Origin of the sequence: Buttiauxella sp. 3AFRM03 (assembly GCF_003675305.1) — a bacterium.
In the GTDB taxonomy this organism is placed as follows: Bacteria; Pseudomonadota; Gammaproteobacteria; order Enterobacterales; family Enterobacteriaceae; genus Buttiauxella; species Buttiauxella ferragutiae.
The window spans coordinates 2,157,679-2,179,452 of the sequence record NZ_CP033076.1 but is presented as its reverse complement, the minus strand read 5'-3'; the positions used below and the strand labels follow the sequence as shown (position 1 = coordinate 2,179,452).

Below are 21,774 nucleotides of genomic sequence, written 5' to 3'. Positions count from 1 at the left end.
TTTATTTTTCTGGCGGCGTGTAGCCTTCGATGTGGACTTCTTTGCCTTCGAACAGGAAGTTGACCATTTCAGCTTCCAGCTCTTTGCGGTGTTCTGGATTCATCATGCTCATTTTGCGTTCATTGATAAGCATGGTTTGTTTGGTCTGCCACAAAGCCCATGCTTCTTTAGAGATCTCGTTATAGATACGTTTGCCGAGTTCACCTGGATACAACTGGAAATCCTGGCCTTCCGCGTCACGTTGTAGGTAAGTACAAAAAATAGTTCTGCTCATCATTATTCCTCTTCAACAGCTCGTGCGGGTTTAAGTACCACCGGCTCGGCGTGTAATTGCTGTAATAAACGCTCTACAGGGGCGGCCAGTCCTACGGACGGTGGCTGCGCTAAGTTATACCAGAGAGCGGTTCCTTCATCCATGCACCCTTTAAACGAAAGCACCGGCAGCCACATCGGGACAATGTCCAAATGGAAGTGGCTGAATGTATGGCGGAAGGCGTTTAATTGCGTGAGATTATCTGCGGGAATATTGCGTTGTGCTAGCCAGTCGTACAGCTCTTCTTCGCTCGCAAATTGTGGGAAGCAGTACAAACCGCCCCATAATCCAACAGCAGGGCGCTGGGAAAGCAGGATGCTTTGTTGATGCTGCATCATCAGGAAATAGCCAGTGCGCTCAGGTATCGTCACCTTCGGTTTTTTGCCTGGATAGTTCGCCCAACTGTTATTGGCATAAGCGACACAAATATTATTCACCGGACAAAGTTCGCACTTGGGTTTCGAACGCGTGCAAACCATCGCGCCAATATCCATCATCGCCTGGTTAAATTGGCTAACGCCTTGCGCGGGTGTGACTTGTTCGCTGATGTCCCAAAGTTTCTTCTCAACATCTTTTTTACCCGGCCAGCCAGAAACCGCATAACAACGTGCCAGCACGCGTTTTACGTTGCCATCAAGAATCGGGAAATGTTTGCCCAGCGATAGAGAGAGGATTGCACCTGCGGTGGAACGACCCACACCGGGTAGCGCTGAAACCTCTTCAAAGGTTTCCGGGAACAGGCCATTGTGAAGATTAGCCACCATTTGTGCTGCTTTATGCAGATTTCTGGCGCGAGCGTAATAACCGAGGCCAGTCCAAAGATGTAGCACTTCATCAAGTGGCGCATTAGCGAGATCGGTGACGGTCGGGAAGCGTTCCATAAAGCGCTCAAAGTAAGGAATGACGGTGGTAACTTGCGTTTGTTGCAACATTACCTCCGACAGCCATACTTTATATGGCGTTTTTTCGAGTTGCCATGGCAGGGTTTTGCGCCCGTACTTTTGGTACCAGTCGAGAACCTGGTTGGCGAATTGCGGCGCTTGTATCATTGTTGCCTGGCATCCGATAAATGTGTGATTTAGGGGGCTGATTCCAGCACAGACGGCTCCGTGCTGTAAACCGGAACTTTCTGGTGCTTGCTTCTCATCATTAACTTTGGATAATGCCCGTTTCCCGAACACTAACTCAAAGCCTGAACACCATGAAAAATGACGTCATCTCACCGGAATTTAATGAAGAAGGCCGCGCAATGCGCCGGATTCGTAGTTTTGTGCGCCGCCAGGGTCGCCTGACTAAAGGGCAGGAGTACGCACTGGAAAACTATTGGCCGGTGATGGGCGTTGAATATCAAGACGCGCCTGTCGATTTTGCCGAGCTGTTTGGCCGCGAAGCACCAGTGACGCTGGAAATTGGTTTTGGCATGGGTACGTCGCTGGTGGCAATGGCAAAGGCTAATCCACAGCAGAACTTTTTAGGCATTGAAGTGCACTCGCCAGGCGTCGGTGCATGCCTCGCGACAGCTCATGAAGAGGGCGTTGAGAACCTGCGCGTGATGTGTCACGACGCGGTTGAAGTGCTGCAAAAAATGGTTCCTGACAATTCTTTATCCATGGTTCAGCTCTTTTTCCCTGATCCGTGGCACAAAGCACGTCATAATAAGCGCCGTATCGTTCAAGTGCCGTTTGCCGAGCTGGTAAAAAGCAAACTGAAATTGGGTGGTGTGTTCCATATGGCAACCGACTGGGAACCTTATGCAGAACACATGCTCGAAGTGATGTCCTCTATCGATGGTTATCAAAACCAGTCAGAGAGTAACGACTACGTACCGCGCCCGGATTCACGTCCGGTGACCAAATTTGAACAACGTGGCCATCGTCTTGGTCATGGCGTATGGGACTTAATGTTCGAGAGGGTAAAGTAATGGCAATTAATCGTAGCCGTCGTTTGCGTAAGAAAATGCACATCGACGAATTCCAGGAACTAGGGTTCTCTGTTGCATGGCGTTTCCCGGAAGGCACCTCCGAAGAACAAATTGATAAAATCGTTGATGCGTTTATTGACGAAGTTATCGATAAAAATGGTTTGGCTTTTGATGGCGGCGGCCACCTTTCCTGGGAAGGCTTAATCTGCCTGCAGGAAATCGGCAAATGCACCGAAGAGCATCAGGCTCTGGTGCGCAAATGGCTTGAAGATCACAAAGCAGAAGACGTTCGCACCAGCGAGCTGTTTGATGTTTGGTGGGATTGATATTTGCAGAATAATTAGGTCGGTGAAAACCGGCCTTTTTTTTCTTAAATTTTTAGAAGTTCAGGAGTCACTATGATTCGTAAGGCACTGATGGGCGTTTTGCTGCTCACCGCGATGCAGGCGCAGGCCGACTATAAATGTAGCGTCACTCCTCGCGATGACGTGGTCATCAACCCGCAATCAGTCCAGGTTGTTGGTGAGAATGGAAATCTGGTTATTGCCCCAGACGGTAGCCTGCAATTCAACGGCAAGCCACAGACTTTAAATGCAACGCAGCGCCAATTGGCGGTGAATTATCAGCAAGCGTTGCGTACAGACCTGCCATGGATCAATAACGGTGCTTTGGCTCGTGTAGAAAAAGGCCGTGTCGCGCTGGATAAAATCATCGCTAAAGAAGTGGGTGAGAGCAGCAATATGCGTGGCCGCCTGACTAAACTCGACGCGCAACTCAAAGAGCAGATGAACCGTATTATCGAGACTCGTCAGGACGGTTTAACCTTCCATTACAAAGCGATTGACCAGGTTCGAGCCGATGGGCAACAGCTGGTAAACCAGGCGATGGGCGGCATCTTGCAAGACAGCATTAACGAAATGGGTGCGAAAGCGGTTCTGAAAGGTGGCGGTAACCCGCTGCAAGGCGTGCTGGGTAGCCTCGGTGGCTTACAGACTTCCATTCAGAATGAGTGGAAAAATCAGGAAAAAGATTTCGAGCAATTTGGCCGCGATGTGTGCAGCAAAGTGGTGACGCTGGAAGGGCAGCGCAAAGGGCTGGTCGAAACATTAAAGTAATGTTTTAGCCGTTGTAGGGTGGATAAGCGAAGCGTCATCCACCGTTTGTCGGGTGACGCTGCGCTTACCCGACCTACAACAAAGCAGTGTCATCAGTCTAATGGCGGGTGAAACACCCGCCATTATTGTTAACGCATAAACGCCGGTTGTTTTTGCTCGTAAGCAGAAATTGAACCTTCGTGTTGCAGCGTCAGGCCAATACTATCCAGCCCTTCTAACATGCAGTGGCGGCGGAAAGTATCGATATTAAACGAGTAACTTTTCTCGCCCGCAATTACGGTTTGCGCTTGCAGATCGACGACAAACTTAATCCCCGGATTTGCCGCAACCAGTTTGAACAGCTCGTCCACTTCTTCTTCGCTCAACGTCACCGGCAGCAGCTGGTTGTTGAATGAGTTGCCGTAGAAGATATCCGCAAAACTTGGCGCGATAACCACTTTAAAACCGTAATCGGTTAAGGCCCACGGTGCGTGTTCACGCGAAGAACCACAGCCGAAGTTTTCACGCGCCAGTAAAATTGAAGCGCCTTTAAACTCCGGGAAGTTCAGCACGAATTCCGGGTTCGGTTGTTGGCCTGCATCATCCAGAAAACGCCAGTCGTTAAACAGATGAGCGCCAAAACCGGTGCGTGTCACCTTCTGCAAAAATTGCTTAGGAATGATTGCGTCAGTATCAACATTTGCGGCATCCAGCGGAACGACCAGGCCGGTATGTTGGATAAATTTTTCTGCCATGGTGTTTTCCCTTATTTCAACGTGCGGATGTCAGCAAAATGACCAGATACCGCAGCGGCGGCTGCCATTGCTGGGCTAACCAGATGCGTGCGGCCACCACGGCCCTGACGGCCTTCGAAGTTACGGTTGCTGGTGGAAGCACAACGCTCACCGGGTTCCAGGCGGTCGTTGTTCATTGCCAGGCACATCGAGCAGCCTGGTAAACGCCATTCAAAGCCCGCTTCAATAAAGATCTTATCCAGACCTTCAGCTTCGGCCTGCGCTTTGACAGGGCCGGAACCAGGAACCACTAACGCCTGCACGCCTGGAGCCACTTTGCGGCCTTTGGCAATTTCAGCCGCAGCACGCAAATCTTCAATGCGTGAGTTGGTGCAGGAACCGATAAACACTTTATCGATAGCCACTTCGGTTAATGGAATGCCTGGTTTCAGGCCCATGTAAGCCAGTGCTTTTTCAGCAGAGGCGCGTTCAACAGGGTCCGCGAAGGATTCTGGATTCGGGATGTTTTCGGTGACGGAAATCACCTGGCCTGGGTTGGTACCCCAGGTGACTTGCGGTGCAATGTCAGCGGCGTCCAGCGTTACAATGGTGTCGAACTTAGCGCCTTCGTCGGTGCTGAAGGTTTTCCAGTACGCTACTGCATCGTCCCAGTCGGCATCTTTTGGTGCATGCAGGCGGCCTTTCACGTAGTTAAACGTAGTTTCGTCTGGAGCAACGATGCCAGCTTTGGCACCCATTTCGATTGCCATGTTGCACAGCGTCATGCGGCCTTCCATCGACAACGCCTGAATTGCGCTACCGCAGAATTCCACCACATGCCCGGTACCGCCAGCGCTGCCGGTTTTACCGATAATTGCCAGCACGATGTCTTTTGCCGTGATGCCTGGTGCGGCGGTGCCGGTGACTTCAATCTTCATGGTTTTAGCACGACCCTGTTTCAGGGTTTGCGTCGCCAGAACGTGTTCAACTTCAGAAGTGCCAATACCGAACGCCAGTGCACCGAATGCGCCGTGGGTCGCGGTGTGGGAGTCGCCACAAACAATGGTCATGCCAGGCAAGGTGATACCTTGTTCTGGGCCCATGACATGGACGATTCCCTGGAATGGGTGGTTCAGGTCATACAACTCAACGCCGAATTCTTGGCAGTTTTTCATCAACTCCTGCATTTGAATGCGGGCCATTTCGCCGGAAGCGTTGATGTCTTTAGTTTGCGTAGAAACGTTGTGATCCATGGTGGCAAACGTTTTGCCTGGCTGACGCACCGGGCGCTTATGCGCACGCAGGCCATCAAACGCCTGCGGGGAGGTCACTTCGTGAACCAGATGACGGTCGATATACAGCAGCGGCGTTTCGTCCACGGCTTCGTAAACGACGTGGGCATCGTACAATTTTTGATATAACGTCTTCGCCATGATTATTTCCCCTCTGCCACGAAACGAGCAATGGTATCGCCCATTTCGTCGGTGCTGATTGCATTGCCATCGCGAGCCAAATCGCCGGTACGGAAACCTTCTTCCAGCGCAAGGTTGATAGCGTTTTCGATGGCCTGTGCGGCCTCTTCAGCATCCAGGCTGTAGCGCAGTAACAGAGCCAGAGACAGGATCTGCGCAATTGGGTTAGCAATGTTTTTACCTGCGATATCAGGCGCTGAACCGCCAGCAGGTTCGTACAAACCAAAACCTTGTTCGTTCAGGCTTGCGGAAGGCAACATGCCCATAGAGCCGGTGATCATCGCGCATTCGTCAGACAGAATGTCGCCGAACAGGTTGGAGCACAGCAGCACGTCAAACTGAGATGGGTCTTTGATCAACTGCATGGTGGCGTTGTCGATGTACATGTGCGCCAGTTCTACGTCCGGATATTCTTTAGCGATTTCGCCGACGATTTCACGCCACATTACCGACGATTGCAGCACGTTAGCTTTATCAATCGACGTCACTTTGTTGCGACGTTTGCGTGCTGATTCGAAAGCGATGCGGGCAATACGCTCAATCTCAAAGCGGTAATACACTTCGGTATCAAACGCTTTTTCGTGCATGCCAGAACCTTCGCGGCCTTTCGGTTGGCCGAAGTAGATCCCGCCGGTTAATTCACGCACACACAGAATGTCGAAACCGTTAGCGGCAATGTCAGCACGCAGCGGGCAAAACTCTTCCAGGCCTTGATACAGACGAGCAGGGCGCAAGTTGCTGAACAATTTGAAGTGCTTACGCAATGGGAGTAACGCGCCACGCTCAGGTTGCTGAGCGGGTGGCAAGTGTTCCCATTTCGGGCCACCGACGGAGCCAAACAGAATGGCATCTGCTTGTTCACAGCCTTCAATGGTCACCGGCGGCAGTGGATTGCCGTGGCGGTCAATGGCAATACCGCCCACGTCATATTGACTGGTGGTTATGCGGATATCGAAGCGCGTACGAACTGCATCCAGCACTTTCAGCGCCTGAGCCATGACTTCTGGGCCAATGCCGTCACCCGGCAATACTGCTATATGATGAGTTTTTGACATGTCACACGGTTTCCTGATTATTTTCTTTATTATGAGCTTTGCGTTGCAATTCTTTCTCGACGATTCCCGCGCGCCAGATGTTGTTCAGCACGTTGACCATCGCTTTTGCTGAGGATTCGACGATATCGGTCGCCAGACCTACGCCATGGAAGCGACGGCCTTTGTGGGTGACGACTATGTCCACCTGACCCAGCGCATCTTTACCCTGGCCTTTCGCAGACAGCTGGTATTTCACCAGTTCCACATCGTAATTGGTGATGCGGTTAATCGCCTGGTAGACCGCATCGACCGGGCCGTTGCCTGTTGCTGCTTCAGATTGTGTTTCTTCGCCACATTGCAACTGGACGGAAGCGGTAGAAATCACGCTTGAACCGGACTGCACGTTGAAGTATTCCATGCGGAAATGTTCTGGCTCTTCTTGTTGCTTACCGATAAAGGCCAGAGCTTCCAGATCGTAATCAAATACCTGGCCTTTCTTATCAGCCAGTTTCAGGAAGGCGTCGTACAACGAATCCAGATTGTAATCGTCTTCTTTATAACCCATCTCTTCCATGCGGTGTTTCACAGCAGCGCGGCCAGAGCGGGAGGTCAGGTTCAATTGCACCTGATTCAAACCAATAGTTTCCGGGGTCATGATTTCGTAGTTTTCGCGGTTTTTCAGTACGCCATCCTGATGAATCCCGGAGGAGTGCGCGAAAGCATTGGAACCAACCACCGCTTTGTTAGCTGGAATTGGCATGTTGCACAACTGGCTGACAATCTGGCTGGTGCGGTAAATTTCATGGTGATTGATATTGGTATGCACGCCCAACATTTGGCCACGTACTTTAATCGCCATGATCACTTCTTCCAGCGCGGTGTTACCAGCACGTTCACCGATGCCGTTCAGGGTGCCTTCAACCTGGCGAGCGCCTGCCTGAATTGCCGCGATAGAGTTGCCTGTCGCCATGCCCAAATCATCGTGGCAGTGAACGGAGATAATCGCTTTATCAATGTTAGGGACGCGGTTATACAGGGTCTGGATAATGCCGCCGAACTGTACTGGGGTGGTGTAACCCACGGTGTCCGGGATGTTAATTGTGGTAGCGCCAGCGCCAATTGCAGCTTCTACAATGCGGCACAGGTTATCGATTGGGGTCCGGCCTGCATCTTCACAAGAGAACTCTACGTCGTCGGTGTAGTTACGGGCGCGTTTTACAGAATTGACTGCACGGGCTAACACATCATCGAAGGTACTACGCAGTTTCGTTTCGATGTGCATCGTGGATGTCGCCAGGAACACGTGAATACGGAAGGCCTCGGCAATTCTTAATGCTTCGGCTGCAACATCAATATCTTTATCTACACAACGAGCGAGGCCACACACACGGCTTTTTTTGATGTTGCGAGCGATGGTCTGCACAGATTCGAAGTCACCAGGGGAGGAAACAGGGAAACCAACCTCCATCACGTCAACACCCATACGCTCCAGTGCCATTGCGATTTGCAGTTTCTCTTTAACACTCAGACTAGCCTGTAACGCCTGCTCACCATCACGTAAAGTGGTATCGAAAATAATGACTTGTTGGCTCATGTTGTGGTCCTTTCTCGTCTTAGGGGCCGTTGCTACGAGCATAAAAAAACCCGCGCAGTGGCGCGGGTTTTTTCTGTCTGATGGCTTGAATCAACGCTTGATTTCGCCCACCAGCCTACCGCGCAAAGAAGTTGCGTTTAGTAGTAGGTCTAGTAGGCGAATGCTGCGAATCATGTTTCAAGCCTCAAGTGAATTCGTTATGCATTTATTGGTACTTGATCTGCTTTGCTGTGTCAACACTCGATTGCCTCAACTCCCGATTAAGGATTGAAAGACAACCACCGATCTAAGCCATTTGTGCTGACATATGTAACTTTCATAATATATCTAAAAAGTATGGAAAAAGATTACTTACGTTCCCCTGTAAAATTGAAATTCTCAGAAACAATTAAAAATATAATGTTTGTTATCTATTTCATTTATCATGGTTATGATTTGAGGTCAATAATCCATGTTTTGATGCTATTTTAGGAATTTGGCCTCTTTCTTTATTAACTGAATATGAGTAGGGAGATTGTTTCCGTGATGATGATGTTATCCATGCTTAATATATTATTCACTGTGCGAATCATTGTGTGTTAAGTCATTTTGTGATTTGATTAGCACGATCCAGAAATCAACTGACGAAGAGTAAAATCATATGAGTTTTATAGATTTATCAGGGTGTCAGTAGCTGAAGTTGTGTTGGTATATTAGAAAGCGTAAATTTATTGATTTATATCTGAATTGTTTCATTAACGTTTTTAAATGCATAAATCAGCATGCTCTGCTTAGTAAATGATAATAGGAGTAGTTCACAGGGCTAATCTGTGAATAAGGAATTGAAATCTTAGTGGAGACTAACATGTCTGATAACTACGTAGAGCAGCCAGCAGCTCATGATGGGTTTAAGCCTCAGTTGCGTTCCGTTGATTTAAATTTATTAACTGTATTTGATGCTGTTATGCAGGTGCAGAATATTACTCGTGCTGCTCAATCTCTGGGAATGTCCCAACCCGCAGTGAGTAATGCAGTAGCCCGGCTTAAAGTGATGTTCAATGATGAGCTGTTTGTTCGCTACGGCCGTGGTATCCAGCCTACAGCACGCGCATTTCAGCTATTTGGTTCAATTCGTCAGGCTCTGCAATTGATACAGAATGAGTTGCCGGGAGCAGGTTTCGAACCGAGCAGCAGTGAAAGAGTGTTTAACATCTGCGTCAGTAGTCCTTTGGACAATATGTTAACCTCTGCGATTTTCAATAATATGAAGCGTTTTGCTCCAGGTATTCAATTATTGTTTAAGTCTTCATTAAATAAAGATATTGAACATCAATTGCGTTATCAAGAGACCGAGTTTGTTATTAGCTATAGTGAATTTCGTCGTCCTGAGTTTACTTGTATCCCATTGTTTGAAGATGAAATGGTACTGGTAGCCAATCAGAAGCATCCGCGTTTAATTAAACCGCTTACTGAAGAAGATGTTTATAACGAAAAACATGCAGTGGTCTCCCTTGAGCGTTTTGCATCATTTAGTGCTCCGTGGTATCACACGTTGGAACAGCAATCCTGTATTGCTTATCAAGGAATGGCATTAACTAGTGTTTTAAATGTTGTTTCGCAGACTCAATTGGTCGCTATCGCACCACGCTGGTTAGCTGAAGAGTTTGCTGAATCACTTCATTTGCAAACATTCCCACTGCCGCTGCAAAATAATAAGGCCACCTGCTATTTATCCTGGCACGAAGCTGCCGGACGCGATAAAGGGCATCAGTGGATGGAAAAACTTCTGACCACTGTATGTAGTAAATAGGTTCCGATTGTTCACTTGATCCAGCCGGATAGTAAAAGCTATTCGGTTATTCCGCATTTATTCATTTTTCTGGTTTTTTTCTCTGTAGTTGTTTTTGTTCTTTCCTTCCTTCGATCCCAATAATTCCTGCTGTAATTAGATTTAACCTACAAAGCCATCATTCATAACATTTTCAATCATAATCTTTGCTTATGCTCAGAGCTTAACTCCGTCTGAGTAGTGTTTTGCAGTGTTGATGAGAAAACGCTGTATCGACGGCTGAAGATTGGCAATTGATTGCCTGATTTTCAGCGGTTATGTTAGGCGGACTATCAAAAAAGAAAATAAATGCAGGGCGCAACAACCTGTCTTAACGACTTAGCCGAAATGATTTCAGCGGTCGGTCAAACACGTAAGCCTGGAGGCAAACCATGGAGATGTTGTCAGGAGCCGAGATGGTCGTTCGATCGCTTATCGATCAGGGCGTTAAACATGTATTCGGTTACCCCGGAGGCGCAGTACTCGATATTTACGATGCGCTTCATACTATTGGCGGCATTGATCATGTGCTGGTACGCCACGAACAAGCAGCAGTGCATATGGCCGATGGCCTTGCACGTGCAACCGGTGAAGTGGGTGTCGTACTTGTGACATCAGGTCCGGGTGCGACAAACGCGATAACCGGTATAGCTACGGCTTATATGGATTCAATCCCGATGGTCGTACTATCGGGCCAGGTGGCGACATCCCTTATTGGCTATGATGCTTTCCAGGAATGCGACATGGTGGGAATTTCTCGCCCGGTCGTAAAACATAGTTTCTTAGTCAAACAAGCGGAAGATATTCCGGCCATTATTAAAAAAGCCTTCTGGCTCGCAGCAAGCGGTCGCCCAGGGCCGGTGGTGGTGGATTTGCCGAAAGACATTATGAGTCCGGCAAACAAGTTTCCTTATAGCTACCCTGAATCCGTCAGCATGCGTTCTTATAACCCGACCACTCAAGGTCACAAAGGGCAGATTAAGCGTGCACTGCAAACGTTGCTGGCGGCGAAAAAACCGGTGATGTATGTCGGCGGCGGGGCAATCACTGCTGCTTGCCATGACGAATTGCACGAGCTGGCGGAAAAACTCAATATTCCCGTTGTTTCCTCCTTAATGGGGTTGGGTGCATTCCCGGGAACGCATCGTCAGGCATTAGGAATGCTGGGGATGCACGGAACCTACGAAGCCAACATGGTGATGCACAATTCCGATGTGATTTTCGGTGTCGGAGTGCGCTTTGATGACCGCACCACTAACAATCTGGCGAAGTACTGCCCGAACGCGACTGTGCTGCATATTGATATCGACCCAACTTCGATATCTAAAACAGTCGGTGCAGATATTCCAATTGTTGGCGATGCGCGTCAGGTTTTACAGCAGATGCTGGAATTGCTGGCGCAGGAGGATACGTCACAATCCTGCGATGAAATTCGTGACTGGTGGCAACAGATTGAGCAATGGCGTGCGCGTCAGTGCCTCGAATTTGACAGAACCAGCGATAAAATTAAGCCACAGGCAGTTATTGAAACTATCTACCGTCTGACCAAAGGCGAAGCTTACGTCACTTCGGATGTCGGCCAGCACCAGATGTTCGCCGCACTCTATTACACCTTTGATAAACCACGCCGTTGGATTAACTCTGGTGGCCTCGGCACCATGGGCTTTGGCCTGCCTGCGGCACTAGGTGTGAAGCTGGTATTGCCGGAGGAAACCGTAGTTTGTGTCACCGGCGATGGCAGTATTCAGATGAATATCCAGGAGCTTTCTACTGCGCTGCAATACGGTTTGCCAGTGTTAGTGCTCAATCTTAATAACCGCTATCTCGGCATGGTCAAACAGTGGCAGGACATGATTTATTCGGGTCGCCACTCCCAATCCTATATGGAGTCTTTACCTGATTTCGTACGCGTTGCAGAAGCTTACGGCCACGTTGGGATTGGTATCAGTAAACCTGAAGAACTGGAAAGCAAACTTATTGAAGCGCTGGAAGCGGTGCGTAACCAGCGTCTGGTATTTGTCGATGTGACTGTCGATGGCACTGAGCATGTGTACCCAATGCAGATCCGTGGCGGTGGTATGGATGAGATGTGGTTAAGTAAAACGGAGAGAACCTGATTATGCGCCGGATATTATCTGTATTACTCGAAAATGAGTCCGGGGCGCTGTCCCGAGTTATTGGCTTGTTCGCTCAGCGTGGTTACAACATTGAAAGCCTGACGGTGGCACCGACTGACGATCCGACACTGTCTCGTATGACTATCCAAACGGTAGGTGATGCAAAAGTGCTTGAGCAGATTGAAAAGCAATTGCACAAGCTGGTTGATGTTCTGCGGGTGAGTGAACTGGGACAAGGGGCTCACGTTGAGCGCGAAATCATGCTGGTTAAAGTACAAGCCAGTGGTTACGGGCGTGAAGAAGTGAAGCGCAACGCTGAGATCTTTCGTGGGCAAATCATTGATGTAACCCCAACGCTGTATACGGTTCAGTTAGCAGGAACCAGCGATAAGCTAGACGCTTTCCTGAATACGATTCGTGAAGTGGCAAAAATTGTCGAAGTGGCACGCTCCGGTATTGTGGGCGTATCGCGTGGTGATAAGATCATGCGCTAGCCTGTGAATGGCGAATAAAAAGTAACCCGGTCTACTCATGCCGGGTTTTTTTTTGCAAATGACCCAACAACTGCCAGTAAAAGCGGTTGCCCGAGTTATTATTCTGCGCTTAGATGATAAAAATGAAACCATGACCAGGGCATGGTTATGGCAATCCTAAATAAGGGGCTACTGTGAAATTGGATGAAATCGCGCGCCTGGCTGGAGTTTCGCGCACCACGGCGAGCTACGTCATCAACGGTAAGGCAAAGCAGTATCGCGTCAGCGATAAGACTGTTGATAAAGTTATGGCGGTTGTTCGCGAACATAACTACCACCCGAATGCGGTGGCGGCGGGATTACGTGCCGGGCGTACGCGTTCTATCGGATTGGTTATTCCAGATCTTGAGAACACGAGTTATACCCGTATCGCTAACTATCTCGAGCGGCAGGCTCGTCAGCGTGGGTACCAGCTATTAATTGCCTGCTCTGAAGATCAGCCGGATAACGAAATGCGCTGTATCGAACATCTGTTGCAACGTCAGGTGGATGCCATCATTGTTTCCACCTCTTTACCCCCTGAGCATCCGTTCTATCAGCGTTGGGCGAACGATCCCTTCCCAATAATTGCACTCGATCGTGCATTAGACCGTGAAAATTTCATCAGCGTAGTGGGTGCTGACCAGGAAGATGCAGAAATGCTGGCCAGCGAGCTGCGTACTTTTCCTGCTGAAACTGTACTTTACCTTGGCGCATTGCCGGAGCTTTCCGTCAGCTATCTGCGTGAACAAGGTTTTCGCACTGCATGGAAGGATGATCCGCGTGAGGTGAATTTCCTCTATGCCAACAGCTACGAGCGCGAAGCTGCAGCACAGTTATTTGATAAATGGCTGGAAACCCATCCAATGCCACAGGCCCTGTACACCACTTCATTTGCTTTATTACAAGGTGTTATGGATGTAACATTGCGGCGTGAGGGGCAATTACCGACAGAGTTGGCGATTGCTACCTTTGGGGATCATGAACTGCTCGATTTCCTGCAATGCCCAGTTCTCGCTGTAGCGCAGCGCCACCGTGACGTTGCGGAGCGTGTGCTGGAATTGGTGCTTGCCAGCCTTGATGAGCCACGTAAGCCTAAGGCGGGCCTCACTCGTATCCGCCGTAATCTATATCGCCGTGGCAGCTTAAGTCGCCACTAACAAGAAATGGCAGTTCCGGCTGCCATTTCTAATTAAGAATATTCCCGTGTTATTTCCCTTAGTTATTCAGATAATTATTTTTTACCGGTAATGGTTAAACCTTTTATTCCAGAATCGATATAACACGGCTTTGGAATTATTTTGTTACATAGCAATGTGTAAAAATGCCGGATAATTAAACAATAGCTATCTGAAAAGAATCAAACTACCCTCCAGCCCGTGCTTCGCCTACATCTGACGCTGTTATCCTGCCGAAAAATACCTTAAAATACCGACCGCGTCGCAAACTGGACACTTCATATTTTACCTGTCAGGTTTTCAGTCGATTTAACGATATTTATGCTTATTGATCCTTTTTCTTTCAAATATTCATAACGTTAATTTTGCATCGTGAATGTAGCGCCTTTTCACGCCAGTCATTTATCAATCGCTTAGGAGATGAAAATTATTTCCGTCTGCGTTGTAGCTTGCTTGACAAGGTTTTCCTCCGCTCCGTAAACTCCTTTAGGTGGGATTTTGTGGGTCAAAGTGGTGGAAAGGGGAATTTAAGGGTGAGGCTGGCATGTTCCGTGGGGCAACATTAGTCAATCTCGACAGCAAAGGGCGGCTCGCCGTTCCTACCCGTTACCGGGATGCGCTTGTCGAAACCTCTGAAGGTCAGATGGTTTGTACCATCGACATCCATCACCCATGCCTGCTGCTTTATACCCTTCCCGAATGGGAAATTATTGAACAAAAGCTAGCTCGTCTGTCGAGCATGAACCCGGTTGAGCGTCGCGTGCAGCGATTGTTACTGGGCCATGCCAGTGAATGTCAGATGGATAGCGCCGGGCGTTTGTTGTTGGCCCCAGTTTTGCGCCAACACGCCGGGCTAACCAAAGAAGTGATGCTGGTTGGGCAGTTCAATAAGTTTGAACTGTGGGATGAAACGACCTGGCATCAACAGGTCAAGGAAGACATCGACGCTGAGCAGGCCACGACGACTACGTTGTCGGATAGGCTGCAGGACTTGTCACTATAAATAATGATGGAAAATTTTAAACATACTTCGGTGCTGCTTGATGAGGCCGTGAATGGTCTCAACATTCGTCAGGATGGCATCTACATTGATGGCACCTTTGGTCGTGGCGGCCATTCTCGTTTGATTCTTTCCCAACTGGGACCAGAAGGACGCTTGCTGGCTATCGACCGTGATCCGCAAGCAATTGAAGCTGCTCAGGCAATTGATGATCCACGCTTCTCCATTATTCATGGGCCTTTCTCTGAATTAGCTGAATACGCACGCGAACGCGATTTGCTGGGAAAAATTGACGGCATCCTGTTGGATCTTGGCGTCTCTTCACCGCAACTCGATGATGCTGAACGCGGTTTCTCGTTTATGCGCGACGGCCCGCTGGATATGCGTATGGACCCGACTCGTGGTCAATCTGCCGCGCAATGGTTGCTGAGCGCTGAAGAAGCTGACATCGCCTGGGTTATTAAAACCTTTGGTGAAGAAAAGTTCGGTAAGCGTATTGCTCGCGCCATTATTGAGCGCAACCGTGAACAGCCAATGACCCGTACCAAAGAACTGGCAACAGTCGTGGCTGCGGCAATGCCGGTAAAAGATAAGTTTAAACATCCGGCAACGCGTACGTTCCAGGCGATCCGTATCTGGATCAACAGTGAACTTGAAGAGATTGAACAGGCACTTAAAGGTTCAATTGAAACACTGTCCCCTGGTGGCCGCTTGTCGATTATCAGTTTCCACTCTTTGGAAGACCGGATTGTTAAGCGCTTTATGCGTGAAAACACCCGTGGGCCACAGGTTCCGGCTGGTATTCCAATGACTGAAGCTCAGTTGAATAAACTCGGCGGCAGATATTTAAAATCCATCGGCAAAATGATGCCGGGTGACGAAGAAGTGGCGGAAAACCCACGCGCGCGTAGTTCGGTACTGCGTATCGCTGAAAGGACGAACGCATGATCAATAAAGTGGCAGAAGCCCTAAATAAAGTTACTGGCCAGTTGAGCAGTGGCGAGCGTCATGCACTACCAGCGGTGATTGGTGGTGACTTGCTGCGTCATGGGAAAATGCCACTGATTTTGTTTACCGCCATTATCGTTACCGCCATTTTCGTGGTCACCACCGCGCACCATACCCGTCTGCTTACCGCACAGCGTGAGCAAATGGTGGTGGAGCGTGATGCGTTAGATATCGAGTGGCGCAATCTGATTTTGGAAGAAAATGCACTAGGCGATCATAGCCGAGTGGAGCGGGTCGCGACGGAAAAGCTGCAATTGCAGCATGTCGACCCATCGCAGGAAAACATCGTAGTTCAGCAATAAGGAATCGCGTGACAGATGAGAGCAGCGGCAAAAACGCTTAAACCGAAACGCCAGGAAGAACAGGCCAACTTTGTAAGTTGGCGTTTTGCGTTGCTTTGCGGTTGCATCTTGCTGGCGCTGGTTTTCCTGTTGGGGCGCGTTGCCTGGCTGCAAATCATCGCGCCAGACATGTTAGTGCGCCAGGGGGATATGCGTTCCCTGCGCGTGCAAGAAGTCTCGACTTCTCGTGGCATGATTAGCGACCGTGCAGGTCGTCCACTGGCAGTGAGTGTGCCGGTGAATGCGATTTGGGCAGACCCTAAAGAGTTGCATGATGCGGGTGGCATTACGCTTGATAACCGCTGGAAAGCACTGGCAGATGCTCTAAAAATCCCTCTTGATCAGCTTGCATCTCGCGTCAACAGCAATCCAAAAGGTCGCTTTATTTATCTGGCACGCCAGGTAAACCCCGATATCGGCGACTACATCAAAAAACTCAAACTTCCAGGGATTCATCTACGTGAAGAGTCTCGTCGCTACTACCCATCTGGCGAAGTAACCGCTCACCTTATTGGCTTCACCAACGTCGATAGTCAGGGGATTGAAGGCGTAGAAAAGAGCTTCGATAAATGGCTTACCGGCCAACCTGGCGAGCGCGTTGTGCGTAAAGACCGCTACGGTCGCGTCATCGAAGATATCTCCTCAACCGATAGCCAGGCTGCCCATAACCTGGCTTTGAGCATTGATGAACGCCTGCAGGCGCTGGTTTATCGCGAGCTCAACAACGCTGTGGCCTTCAACAAAGCTGAATCAGGTAGTGCAGTGCTGGTGGATGTGAATACAGGTGAAGTGTTGGCGATGGCTAACAGCCCTTCCTACAACCCCAATAACCTGACCGGCACGCCGAAAGACATTATGCGTAACCGTACTATTACGGACGTTTTCGAGCCGGGTTCGACAGTTAAACCGATGGTTGTCATGACCGCTCTGCAACGTGGTGTGGTACGTGAAAACACCGTTCTGAATACCGTGCCGTACCGCATTAATGGTCATGAGATCAAAGATGTGGCGCGCTACAGCGAATTGACCCTTACCGGGGTACTACAGAAGTCGAGTAACGTCGGGGTTTCAAAACTGGCGTTAGCGATGCCCTCCTCAGCGTTGGTAGATACTTACTCACGTTTTGGATTGGGAAAAGCGACCAACTTGGGGCTGGTCGGAGAACGCAGTGGCTTATATCCGCAAAAACAACGGTGGTCTGACATAGAGAGGGCCACCTTCTCTTTCGGCTACGGGCTAATGGTAACCCCGTTACAGTTAGCGCGTGTCTACGCAACGATCGGCAGCTACGGCGTATATCGTCCGTTGTCGATAACGAAGGTTGATCCACCGGTTCCAGGTGAACGTATCTTCCCTGAACCGTTGGTTCGTACCGTCGTTCATATGATGGAAAGTGTGGCATTACCCGGTGGTGGTGGCGTGAAAGCGGCCATCAAGGGTTACCGCATTGCAATTAAGACCGGTACTGCGAAAAAAGTCGGGCCGGATGGAAAATACGTCAACAAATACATCGCTTACACCGCAGGTGTTGCGCCAGCCAGTAATCCACGATTCGCTTTGGTTGTGGTCATTAACGATCCACAAGCAGGTAAATATTACGGTGGTGCCGTCTCTGCACCTGTGTTCGGTGCCATCATGGGCGGCGTTCTGCGCACCATGAATATCGAACCGGATGCTTTGGCGACAGGTGAAAAAAGTGAATTTGTAATCAATCAAAAAGAGGGAACAGGTGGCAGATCGTAATTTGCGCGACCTTCTCGCTCCGTGGGTGCCAGCGCTACCTGCGAGAGCTCTGCGAGAAATGACACTCGATAGTCGCGTGGCGGCGTCGGGCGACCTTTTTGTGGCTGTAGTCGGCCATCAGGCGGACGGGCGTCGATATATCCCGCAGGCAATAGCGCAAGGCGTAGCCGCTGTCGTGGCTGAAGCTGAAGGCGAAGCAACGGATGGCGAAGTCCGTGAAATGCACGGTGTGCCGGTTATTTATCTGAGCCAGCTGCATCAACGCCTTTCTGCCCTGGCAGGGCGTTTTTACCACCAACCCTCGAGTGCATTACGCCTGGTTGGCGTGACGGGTACTAACGGTAAAACTACTACAGCTCAGTTGCTTGCGCAGTGGAGCCAGTTATTAGGCGAAACCAGTGCCGTTATGGGGACTGTCGGTAACGGCCTGCTTGGTAACGTAAAACCAACCGAAAACACCACCGGTTCTGCCGTTGATGTACAGCAAGTGCTTGCTAACCTTGCAGAGCAAGGTGCGAGCTTTGCCGCAATGGAAGTTTCCTCCCACGGTCTGGTTCAGCATCGTGTTTCCGCTCTGAAATTTGCCGCCAGCGTGTTCACCAACCTAAGCCGTGATCACCTCGATTACCACGGTGATATGGCAGGTTACGAAGCGGCTAAATGGCTGCTGTTCTCCGAACACGATTATGGCCATGCCATCATCAATGCTGACGATGAGGTTGGGCGCAAATGGCTGGCGCGTTTACCTGACGCCGTTGCCGTGACGATGGAAAATAATTTACAGCCTGGCTGTCGTGGCCGTTGGTTGAAAGCCACCAACGTGCATTATCACGATGGTGGCGCGACTATCCAGTTCAGCTCCTCCTGGGGCGATGGCGAAATTGAAAGCCGCCTGATGGGAGCCTTTAACGTCAGCAACTTGTTGTTAGCGCTGGCGACTCTGTTAGTGCTGGATTACCCAATTGAAGAATTACTGAAAACAGCTCCGAGTCTGCAACCGGTTTGCGGGCGAATGGAAGTTTTCAGCGCGCCGGGTAAACCGACGGTAGTGGTGGATTATGCCCACACGCCGGATGCTCTGGAAAAAGCATTGCAGGCTGCCCGTTTGCATTGCAGTGGCAAGCTATGGTGCGTCTTCGGTTGCGGTGGCGATCGTGATAAAGGCAAGCGTCCGATTATGGGCGGTATCGCCGAGCAATATGCGGATGTTGTGGTTGTCACCGATGACAACCCACGTACTGAAGAGCCGAACGCAATTGTGGCTGATATTCTGGTTGGCATGCTGGACGCCGGGCGTGCACATGTGGTTTCAGGTCGTGCCGAAGCGGTAACCAACGCGATTATGCAGGCGCAAGAAAATGATGTCGTTCTGGTAGCAGGCAAAGGCCATGAGGACTATCAGATTGTTGGTGTGCGCCGTCTGGACTATTCCGACCGCGTCACTGCCGCCCGCCTGTTGGGAGTTGTGGCATGATCCGCGTTTCATTAGGCCTGCTCGCCACTATCCTGCATGGCGAATTGCACGGCGCTGATGCGGACATCATTGATGTCACCACCGACACGCGCAAATTAACGCCTGGGTGCCTGTTTGTCGCATTAAAAGGCGAACGCTTCGATGCACACGATTTTGCGCAAGATGCGGTAAACGGCGGGGCAGGTGCATTACTGGTTTCTCGCAAGCTGGATGTTAAGGTTCCGCAACTTGTGGTTGCAGATACACATCAAGCATTCGGCGAACTGGCGGCCTGGGTCCGTCAACAGGTTCCAACGCGGATTGTGGCGTTGACTGGTTCTTCCGGAAAAACCTCTGTAAAAGAGATGACCGCAGCGATTTTGCGCGAATGCGGTAACACCTTGTATACCGCTGGCAATCTGAATAACGACATTGGTGTGCCAATGACGTTGTTACGCCTGACGCCAGAATATGAATATGCTGTCATTGAGCTGGGTGCAAACCATCAAGGTGAAATCGCCTGGACGGTTAATCTGACGCGCCCGGAAGCCGCACTGGTGAACAACCTTGCCGCGGCACACCTTGAAGGCTTTGGCTCACTTGCCGGTGTTGCGAAAGCGAAAGGTGAGATCTTCGCCGGCCTGCCGGAGAATGGTATTGCGATTCTCAATGCCGACAATAATGACTGGCTGAACTGGCAAGAAATTATTGGTGCGCGCAAAACCTGGCGTTTCTCTCCGAATGCAACCGGAAGTGATTTTACCGCGACCAATGTCCACATCACCGTACATGGCACTGAGTTCACCATCAAAACGCCAATCGGCGATGTTGATGTGACCTTGCCGCTTCCTGGCCGTCACAACATTGCTAATGCATTGGCTGCAACGTCGCTGGCGTTGGCGGTGGGGGCGTCACTGGAAGCTGTGAAAGCAGGTCTTGCTGACTTAAAAGCTGTTCCTGGGCGTTTGTTCCCGATTCAACTTTCCGAAAACCAACTTCTGCTCGACGACAGTTACAACGCGAATGTGGGCTCAATGACCGCCGCCGCGCAGGTGCTGTCTGAAATGCCGGGTTTCCGTGTGATGGTTGTTGGCGATATGGCTGAACTGGGCGACGAGTCTGTTGAATGCCATCGTCAGGTGGGGGAAGCGGCGAAAGCCGTGGGTATTGATTGTGTATTGAGTGTTGGCAAACTGAGCGAAATTATCAGCCAAGCCTCTGAAGTTGGCGAACATTTTACCGATAAGCCTTCTTTAATCGTGCGTCTGAAGGCGCTTATCGAAGAGCATTCAATGATGACCATTTTAGTGAAGGGTTCACGTAGTGCTGCCATGGAACAGGTAGTACTCGCATTACAGGAGAATGGAACATGTTAGTTTGGCTGGCCGAACACTTGGTCAAATATTATTCAGGCTTTAACGTCTTTTCCTATCTGACGTTTCGCGCCATTGTCAGCCTGCTGACTGCTCTGTTCATCTCGTTATGGATGGGGCCGCGTATGATTGCTCGTTTGCAGCAACTCTCTTTCGGCCAGGTCGTGCGTAATGACGGCCCGGAGTCCCATTTTAGCAAGCGCGGTACACCAACGATGGGCGGGATTATGATCCTGACCTCAATCGTTATCTCTGTGTTGATGTGGGCGTATCCTTCCAATCCATACGTCTGGTGCGTGTTGTTTGTCTTAGTCGGTTACGGAGCGATTGGCTTTGTCGATGACTACCGCAAAGTGGTACGCAAAGACACCAAAGGTTTGATTGCTCGTTGGAAATATTTCTGGATGTCGGTTATCGCGTTGGCTGTTGCCTTCACGATGTACATCGCAGGGAAGGGAACGCCAGCCACCGAGCTGGTTGTGCCGTTCTTTAAAGACGTGATGCCGCAACTTGGCCTGTTTTACGTACTGCTGGCGTACTTTGTGATCGTCGGTACTGGCAATGCCGTAAACCTGACCGATGGTCTCGATGGCCTGGCGATTATGCCAACCGTGCTGGTGGCGGCAGGATTTGCGCTGGTGGCGTGGGCGACAGGTAACATTAAGTTTGCTGAGTATCTGCATATCCCTTATCTGCGCCATTCCGGTGAACTGGTTATCGTCTGTACGGCGATTGTCGGTGCCGGGTTAGGTTTCCTGTGGTTCAACACCTATCCAGCGCAAGTCTTTATGGGCGATGTCGGCTCTTTGGCTCTGGGCGGTGCACTCGGCACTATCGCGGTACTACTGCGCCAGGAATTCCTGTTAGTGATTATGGGTGGCGTGTTCGTGGTTGAAACGCTGTCGGTTATTTTGCAGGTTGGTTCCTTCAAATTGCGCGGGCAGCGTATTTTCCGCATGGCCCCGATTCATCACCATTATGAATTGAAAGGCTGGCCTGAGCCGCGAGTCATTGTGCGCTTCTGGATTATTTCGCTGATGCTGGTTCTGATCGGCCTCGCTACCCTGAAGGTGCGCTAAC

At 50.1% G+C, this 21,774-nt stretch carries 20 protein-coding genes; 14 read left to right on the top strand and 6 right to left on the bottom strand.

Features of this window, described 5'->3' with window-relative positions:
* Position 1: 1 nt before the first annotated feature.
* Positions 2-274, bottom strand: coding sequence for an oxidative damage protection protein (locus D8682_RS11650; protein ID WP_034493327.1), 273 nt, complete (start codon positions 272-274; stop codon positions 2-4).
* 2 nt (positions 275-276) lie between these two features.
* Entirely contained in the window at positions 277-1,359 is a 1,083-nt protein-coding gene (gene mutY / locus D8682_RS11645) for an A/G-specific adenine glycosylase (RefSeq protein WP_121815687.1), read from the bottom strand.
* A 155-nt stretch (positions 1,360-1,514) separates the two neighbouring features.
* On the opposite strand from mutY, the gene trmB reads away from it, so the two are divergent.
* The 3 genes from trmB (at position 1,515) to D8682_RS11630 (ending at position 3,349) form a co-directional block, all read left to right on the top strand.
* Positions 1,515-2,234 carry a tRNA (guanosine(46)-N7)-methyltransferase TrmB gene (gene trmB / locus D8682_RS11640; protein WP_064539968.1) on the top strand — a complete coding sequence of 240 codons (720 nt, stop codon included), beginning with the start codon at positions 1,515-1,517 and terminating at the stop codon, positions 2,232-2,234.
* Positions 2,234-2,560, top strand: coding sequence for a YggL family protein (locus D8682_RS11635; protein WP_064539966.1), 327 nt, complete (start codon positions 2,234-2,236; stop codon positions 2,558-2,560). Before trmB ends, D8682_RS11635 begins: the two co-directional genes overlap by 1 nt.
* A gap of 72 nt (positions 2,561-2,632) precedes the next feature.
* A complete protein-coding gene (locus D8682_RS11630) occupies positions 2,633-3,349 on the top strand; it encodes a DUF2884 domain-containing protein (protein WP_064539964.1) in 717 nt (238 codons plus the stop codon).
* A 128-nt stretch (positions 3,350-3,477) separates the two neighbouring features.
* On the opposite strand, the gene leuD is transcribed toward D8682_RS11630, so the two are convergent.
* From leuD to leuA, 4 genes are read right to left on the bottom strand one after another with little or no spacing between them, the layout of a single operon-like run.
* On the bottom strand, positions 3,478-4,083 hold the full coding sequence (leuD, locus tag D8682_RS11625) for a 3-isopropylmalate dehydratase small subunit (RefSeq protein ID WP_064539962.1): 606 nt from the start codon (positions 4,081-4,083) through the stop codon (positions 3,478-3,480).
* 11 nt (positions 4,084-4,094) lie between these two features.
* Positions 4,095-5,495, bottom strand: coding sequence for a 3-isopropylmalate dehydratase large subunit (leuC, locus tag D8682_RS11620; RefSeq protein WP_064539959.1), 1,401 nt, complete (start codon positions 5,493-5,495; stop codon positions 4,095-4,097).
* Positions 5,496-5,497: 2 nt separating this feature from the next.
* Positions 5,498-6,589 carry a 3-isopropylmalate dehydrogenase gene (gene leuB / locus D8682_RS11615; protein ID WP_064539956.1) on the bottom strand — a complete coding sequence of 364 codons (1,092 nt, stop codon included), beginning with the start codon at positions 6,587-6,589 and terminating at the stop codon, positions 5,498-5,500.
* A 1-nt stretch (position 6,590) separates the two neighbouring features.
* A complete protein-coding gene (leuA, locus tag D8682_RS11610) occupies positions 6,591-8,162 on the bottom strand; it encodes a 2-isopropylmalate synthase (protein WP_064539954.1) in 1,572 nt (523 codons plus the stop codon).
* 844 nt (positions 8,163-9,006) lie between these two features.
* Between leuA and leuO the strand changes: the two genes are divergently transcribed.
* The 11 genes from leuO to mraY all read left to right on the top strand — a co-directional run bounded on the left by leuO (position 9,007) and on the right by mraY (position 21,773).
* Positions 9,007-9,951 (top strand): transcriptional regulator LeuO, encoded by a 945-nt coding sequence (leuO, locus tag D8682_RS11600; RefSeq protein WP_064539952.1) that lies wholly within the window; start codon positions 9,007-9,009, stop codon positions 9,949-9,951.
* Positions 9,952-10,361: 410 nt separating this feature from the next.
* Entirely contained in the window at positions 10,362-12,086 is a 1,725-nt protein-coding gene (gene ilvI, locus D8682_RS11595) for an acetolactate synthase 3 large subunit (protein ID WP_121814304.1), read from the top strand.
* A 2-nt stretch (positions 12,087-12,088) separates the two neighbouring features.
* Positions 12,089-12,580, top strand: coding sequence for an acetolactate synthase small subunit (gene ilvN, locus D8682_RS11590; RefSeq protein ID WP_064539950.1), 492 nt, complete (start codon positions 12,089-12,091; stop codon positions 12,578-12,580).
* Between the two features lie 173 nt (positions 12,581-12,753).
* Positions 12,754-13,758 (top strand): catabolite repressor/activator, encoded by a 1,005-nt coding sequence (gene cra / locus D8682_RS11585; RefSeq protein WP_064539948.1) that lies wholly within the window; start codon positions 12,754-12,756, stop codon positions 13,756-13,758.
* 562 nt (positions 13,759-14,320) lie between these two features.
* Positions 14,321-14,779, top strand: coding sequence for a division/cell wall cluster transcriptional repressor MraZ (gene mraZ / locus D8682_RS11575; protein WP_064539946.1), 459 nt, complete (start codon positions 14,321-14,323; stop codon positions 14,777-14,779).
* 3 nt (positions 14,780-14,782) lie between these two features.
* Positions 14,783-15,724 (top strand): 16S rRNA (cytosine(1402)-N(4))-methyltransferase RsmH, encoded by a 942-nt coding sequence (rsmH, locus tag D8682_RS11570; RefSeq protein ID WP_121814302.1) that lies wholly within the window; start codon positions 14,783-14,785, stop codon positions 15,722-15,724.
* Complete coding sequence (gene ftsL / locus D8682_RS11565; RefSeq protein ID WP_064539942.1) at positions 15,721-16,086, top strand: cell division protein FtsL; 366 nt, start codon at positions 15,721-15,723, stop codon at positions 16,084-16,086. Before rsmH ends, ftsL begins: the two co-directional genes overlap by 4 nt.
* A gap of 15 nt (positions 16,087-16,101) precedes the next feature.
* Positions 16,102-17,868, top strand: a complete 1,767-nt coding sequence (locus D8682_RS11560) for a peptidoglycan glycosyltransferase FtsI (RefSeq protein WP_064539940.1) — start codon at positions 16,102-16,104, stop codon at positions 17,866-17,868.
* Positions 17,855-19,342: a UDP-N-acetylmuramoyl-L-alanyl-D-glutamate--2,6-diaminopimelate ligase gene (gene murE / locus D8682_RS11555; RefSeq protein WP_121814301.1), complete on the top strand. Its 1,488-nt coding sequence runs from the start codon at positions 17,855-17,857 to the stop codon at positions 19,340-19,342. The genes D8682_RS11560 and murE overlap by 14 nt, the downstream gene beginning before the upstream one ends.
* On the top strand, positions 19,339-20,697 hold the full coding sequence (gene murF, locus D8682_RS11550) for a UDP-N-acetylmuramoyl-tripeptide--D-alanyl-D-alanine ligase (protein ID WP_121814300.1): 1,359 nt from the start codon (positions 19,339-19,341) through the stop codon (positions 20,695-20,697). Before murE ends, murF begins: the two co-directional genes overlap by 4 nt.
* A complete protein-coding gene (mraY, locus tag D8682_RS11545) occupies positions 20,691-21,773 on the top strand; it encodes a phospho-N-acetylmuramoyl-pentapeptide-transferase (protein ID WP_064539934.1) in 1,083 nt (360 codons plus the stop codon). The genes murF and mraY overlap by 7 nt, the downstream gene beginning before the upstream one ends.
* The last annotated feature ends 1 nt before the right edge of the window (position 21,774 follow it).

What these genes read in the sequence shown, in the direction of transcription:
- ilvI (WP_121814304.1), top strand. Translation starts at nt 10,362, where the DNA reads ATGGAGATGTTGTCAGGAGCCGAGATGGTCGTTCGATCGCTTATCGAT.
- leuD (WP_064539962.1), bottom strand. Translation starts at nt 4,083, where the DNA reads ATGGCAGAAAAATTTATCCAACATACCGGCCTGGTCGTTCCGCTGGAT.
- D8682_RS11630 (WP_064539964.1), top strand. Translation starts at nt 2,633, where the DNA reads ATGATTCGTAAGGCACTGATGGGCGTTTTGCTGCTCACCGCGATGCAG.
- ftsL (WP_064539942.1), top strand. Translation starts at nt 15,721, where the DNA reads ATGATCAATAAAGTGGCAGAAGCCCTAAATAAAGTTACTGGCCAGTTG.
- trmB (WP_064539968.1), top strand. Translation starts at nt 1,515, where the DNA reads ATGAAAAATGACGTCATCTCACCGGAATTTAATGAAGAAGGCCGCGCA.
- rsmH (WP_121814302.1), top strand. Translation starts at nt 14,783, where the DNA reads ATGATGGAAAATTTTAAACATACTTCGGTGCTGCTTGATGAGGCCGTG.
- D8682_RS11650 (WP_034493327.1), bottom strand. Translation starts at nt 274, where the DNA reads ATGAGCAGAACTATTTTTTGTACTTACCTACAACGTGACGCGGAAGGC.
- murF (WP_121814300.1), top strand. Translation starts at nt 19,339, where the DNA reads ATGATCCGCGTTTCATTAGGCCTGCTCGCCACTATCCTGCATGGCGAA.
- leuA (WP_064539954.1), bottom strand. Translation starts at nt 8,162, where the DNA reads ATGAGCCAACAAGTCATTATTTTCGATACCACTTTACGTGATGGTGAG.
- D8682_RS11560 (WP_064539940.1), top strand. Translation starts at nt 16,102, where the DNA reads ATGAGAGCAGCGGCAAAAACGCTTAAACCGAAACGCCAGGAAGAACAG.
- mraZ (WP_064539946.1), top strand. Translation starts at nt 14,321, where the DNA reads ATGTTCCGTGGGGCAACATTAGTCAATCTCGACAGCAAAGGGCGGCTC.
- mraY (WP_064539934.1), top strand. Translation starts at nt 20,691, where the DNA reads ATGTTAGTTTGGCTGGCCGAACACTTGGTCAAATATTATTCAGGCTTT.
- leuB (WP_064539956.1), bottom strand. Translation starts at nt 6,589, where the DNA reads ATGTCAAAAACTCATCATATAGCAGTATTGCCGGGTGACGGCATTGGC.
- leuC (WP_064539959.1), bottom strand. Translation starts at nt 5,495, where the DNA reads ATGGCGAAGACGTTATATCAAAAATTGTACGATGCCCACGTCGTTTAC.
- ilvN (WP_064539950.1), top strand. Translation starts at nt 12,089, where the DNA reads ATGCGCCGGATATTATCTGTATTACTCGAAAATGAGTCCGGGGCGCTG.
- D8682_RS11635 (WP_064539966.1), top strand. Translation starts at nt 2,234, where the DNA reads ATGGCAATTAATCGTAGCCGTCGTTTGCGTAAGAAAATGCACATCGAC.
- leuO (WP_064539952.1), top strand. Translation starts at nt 9,007, where the DNA reads ATGTCTGATAACTACGTAGAGCAGCCAGCAGCTCATGATGGGTTTAAG.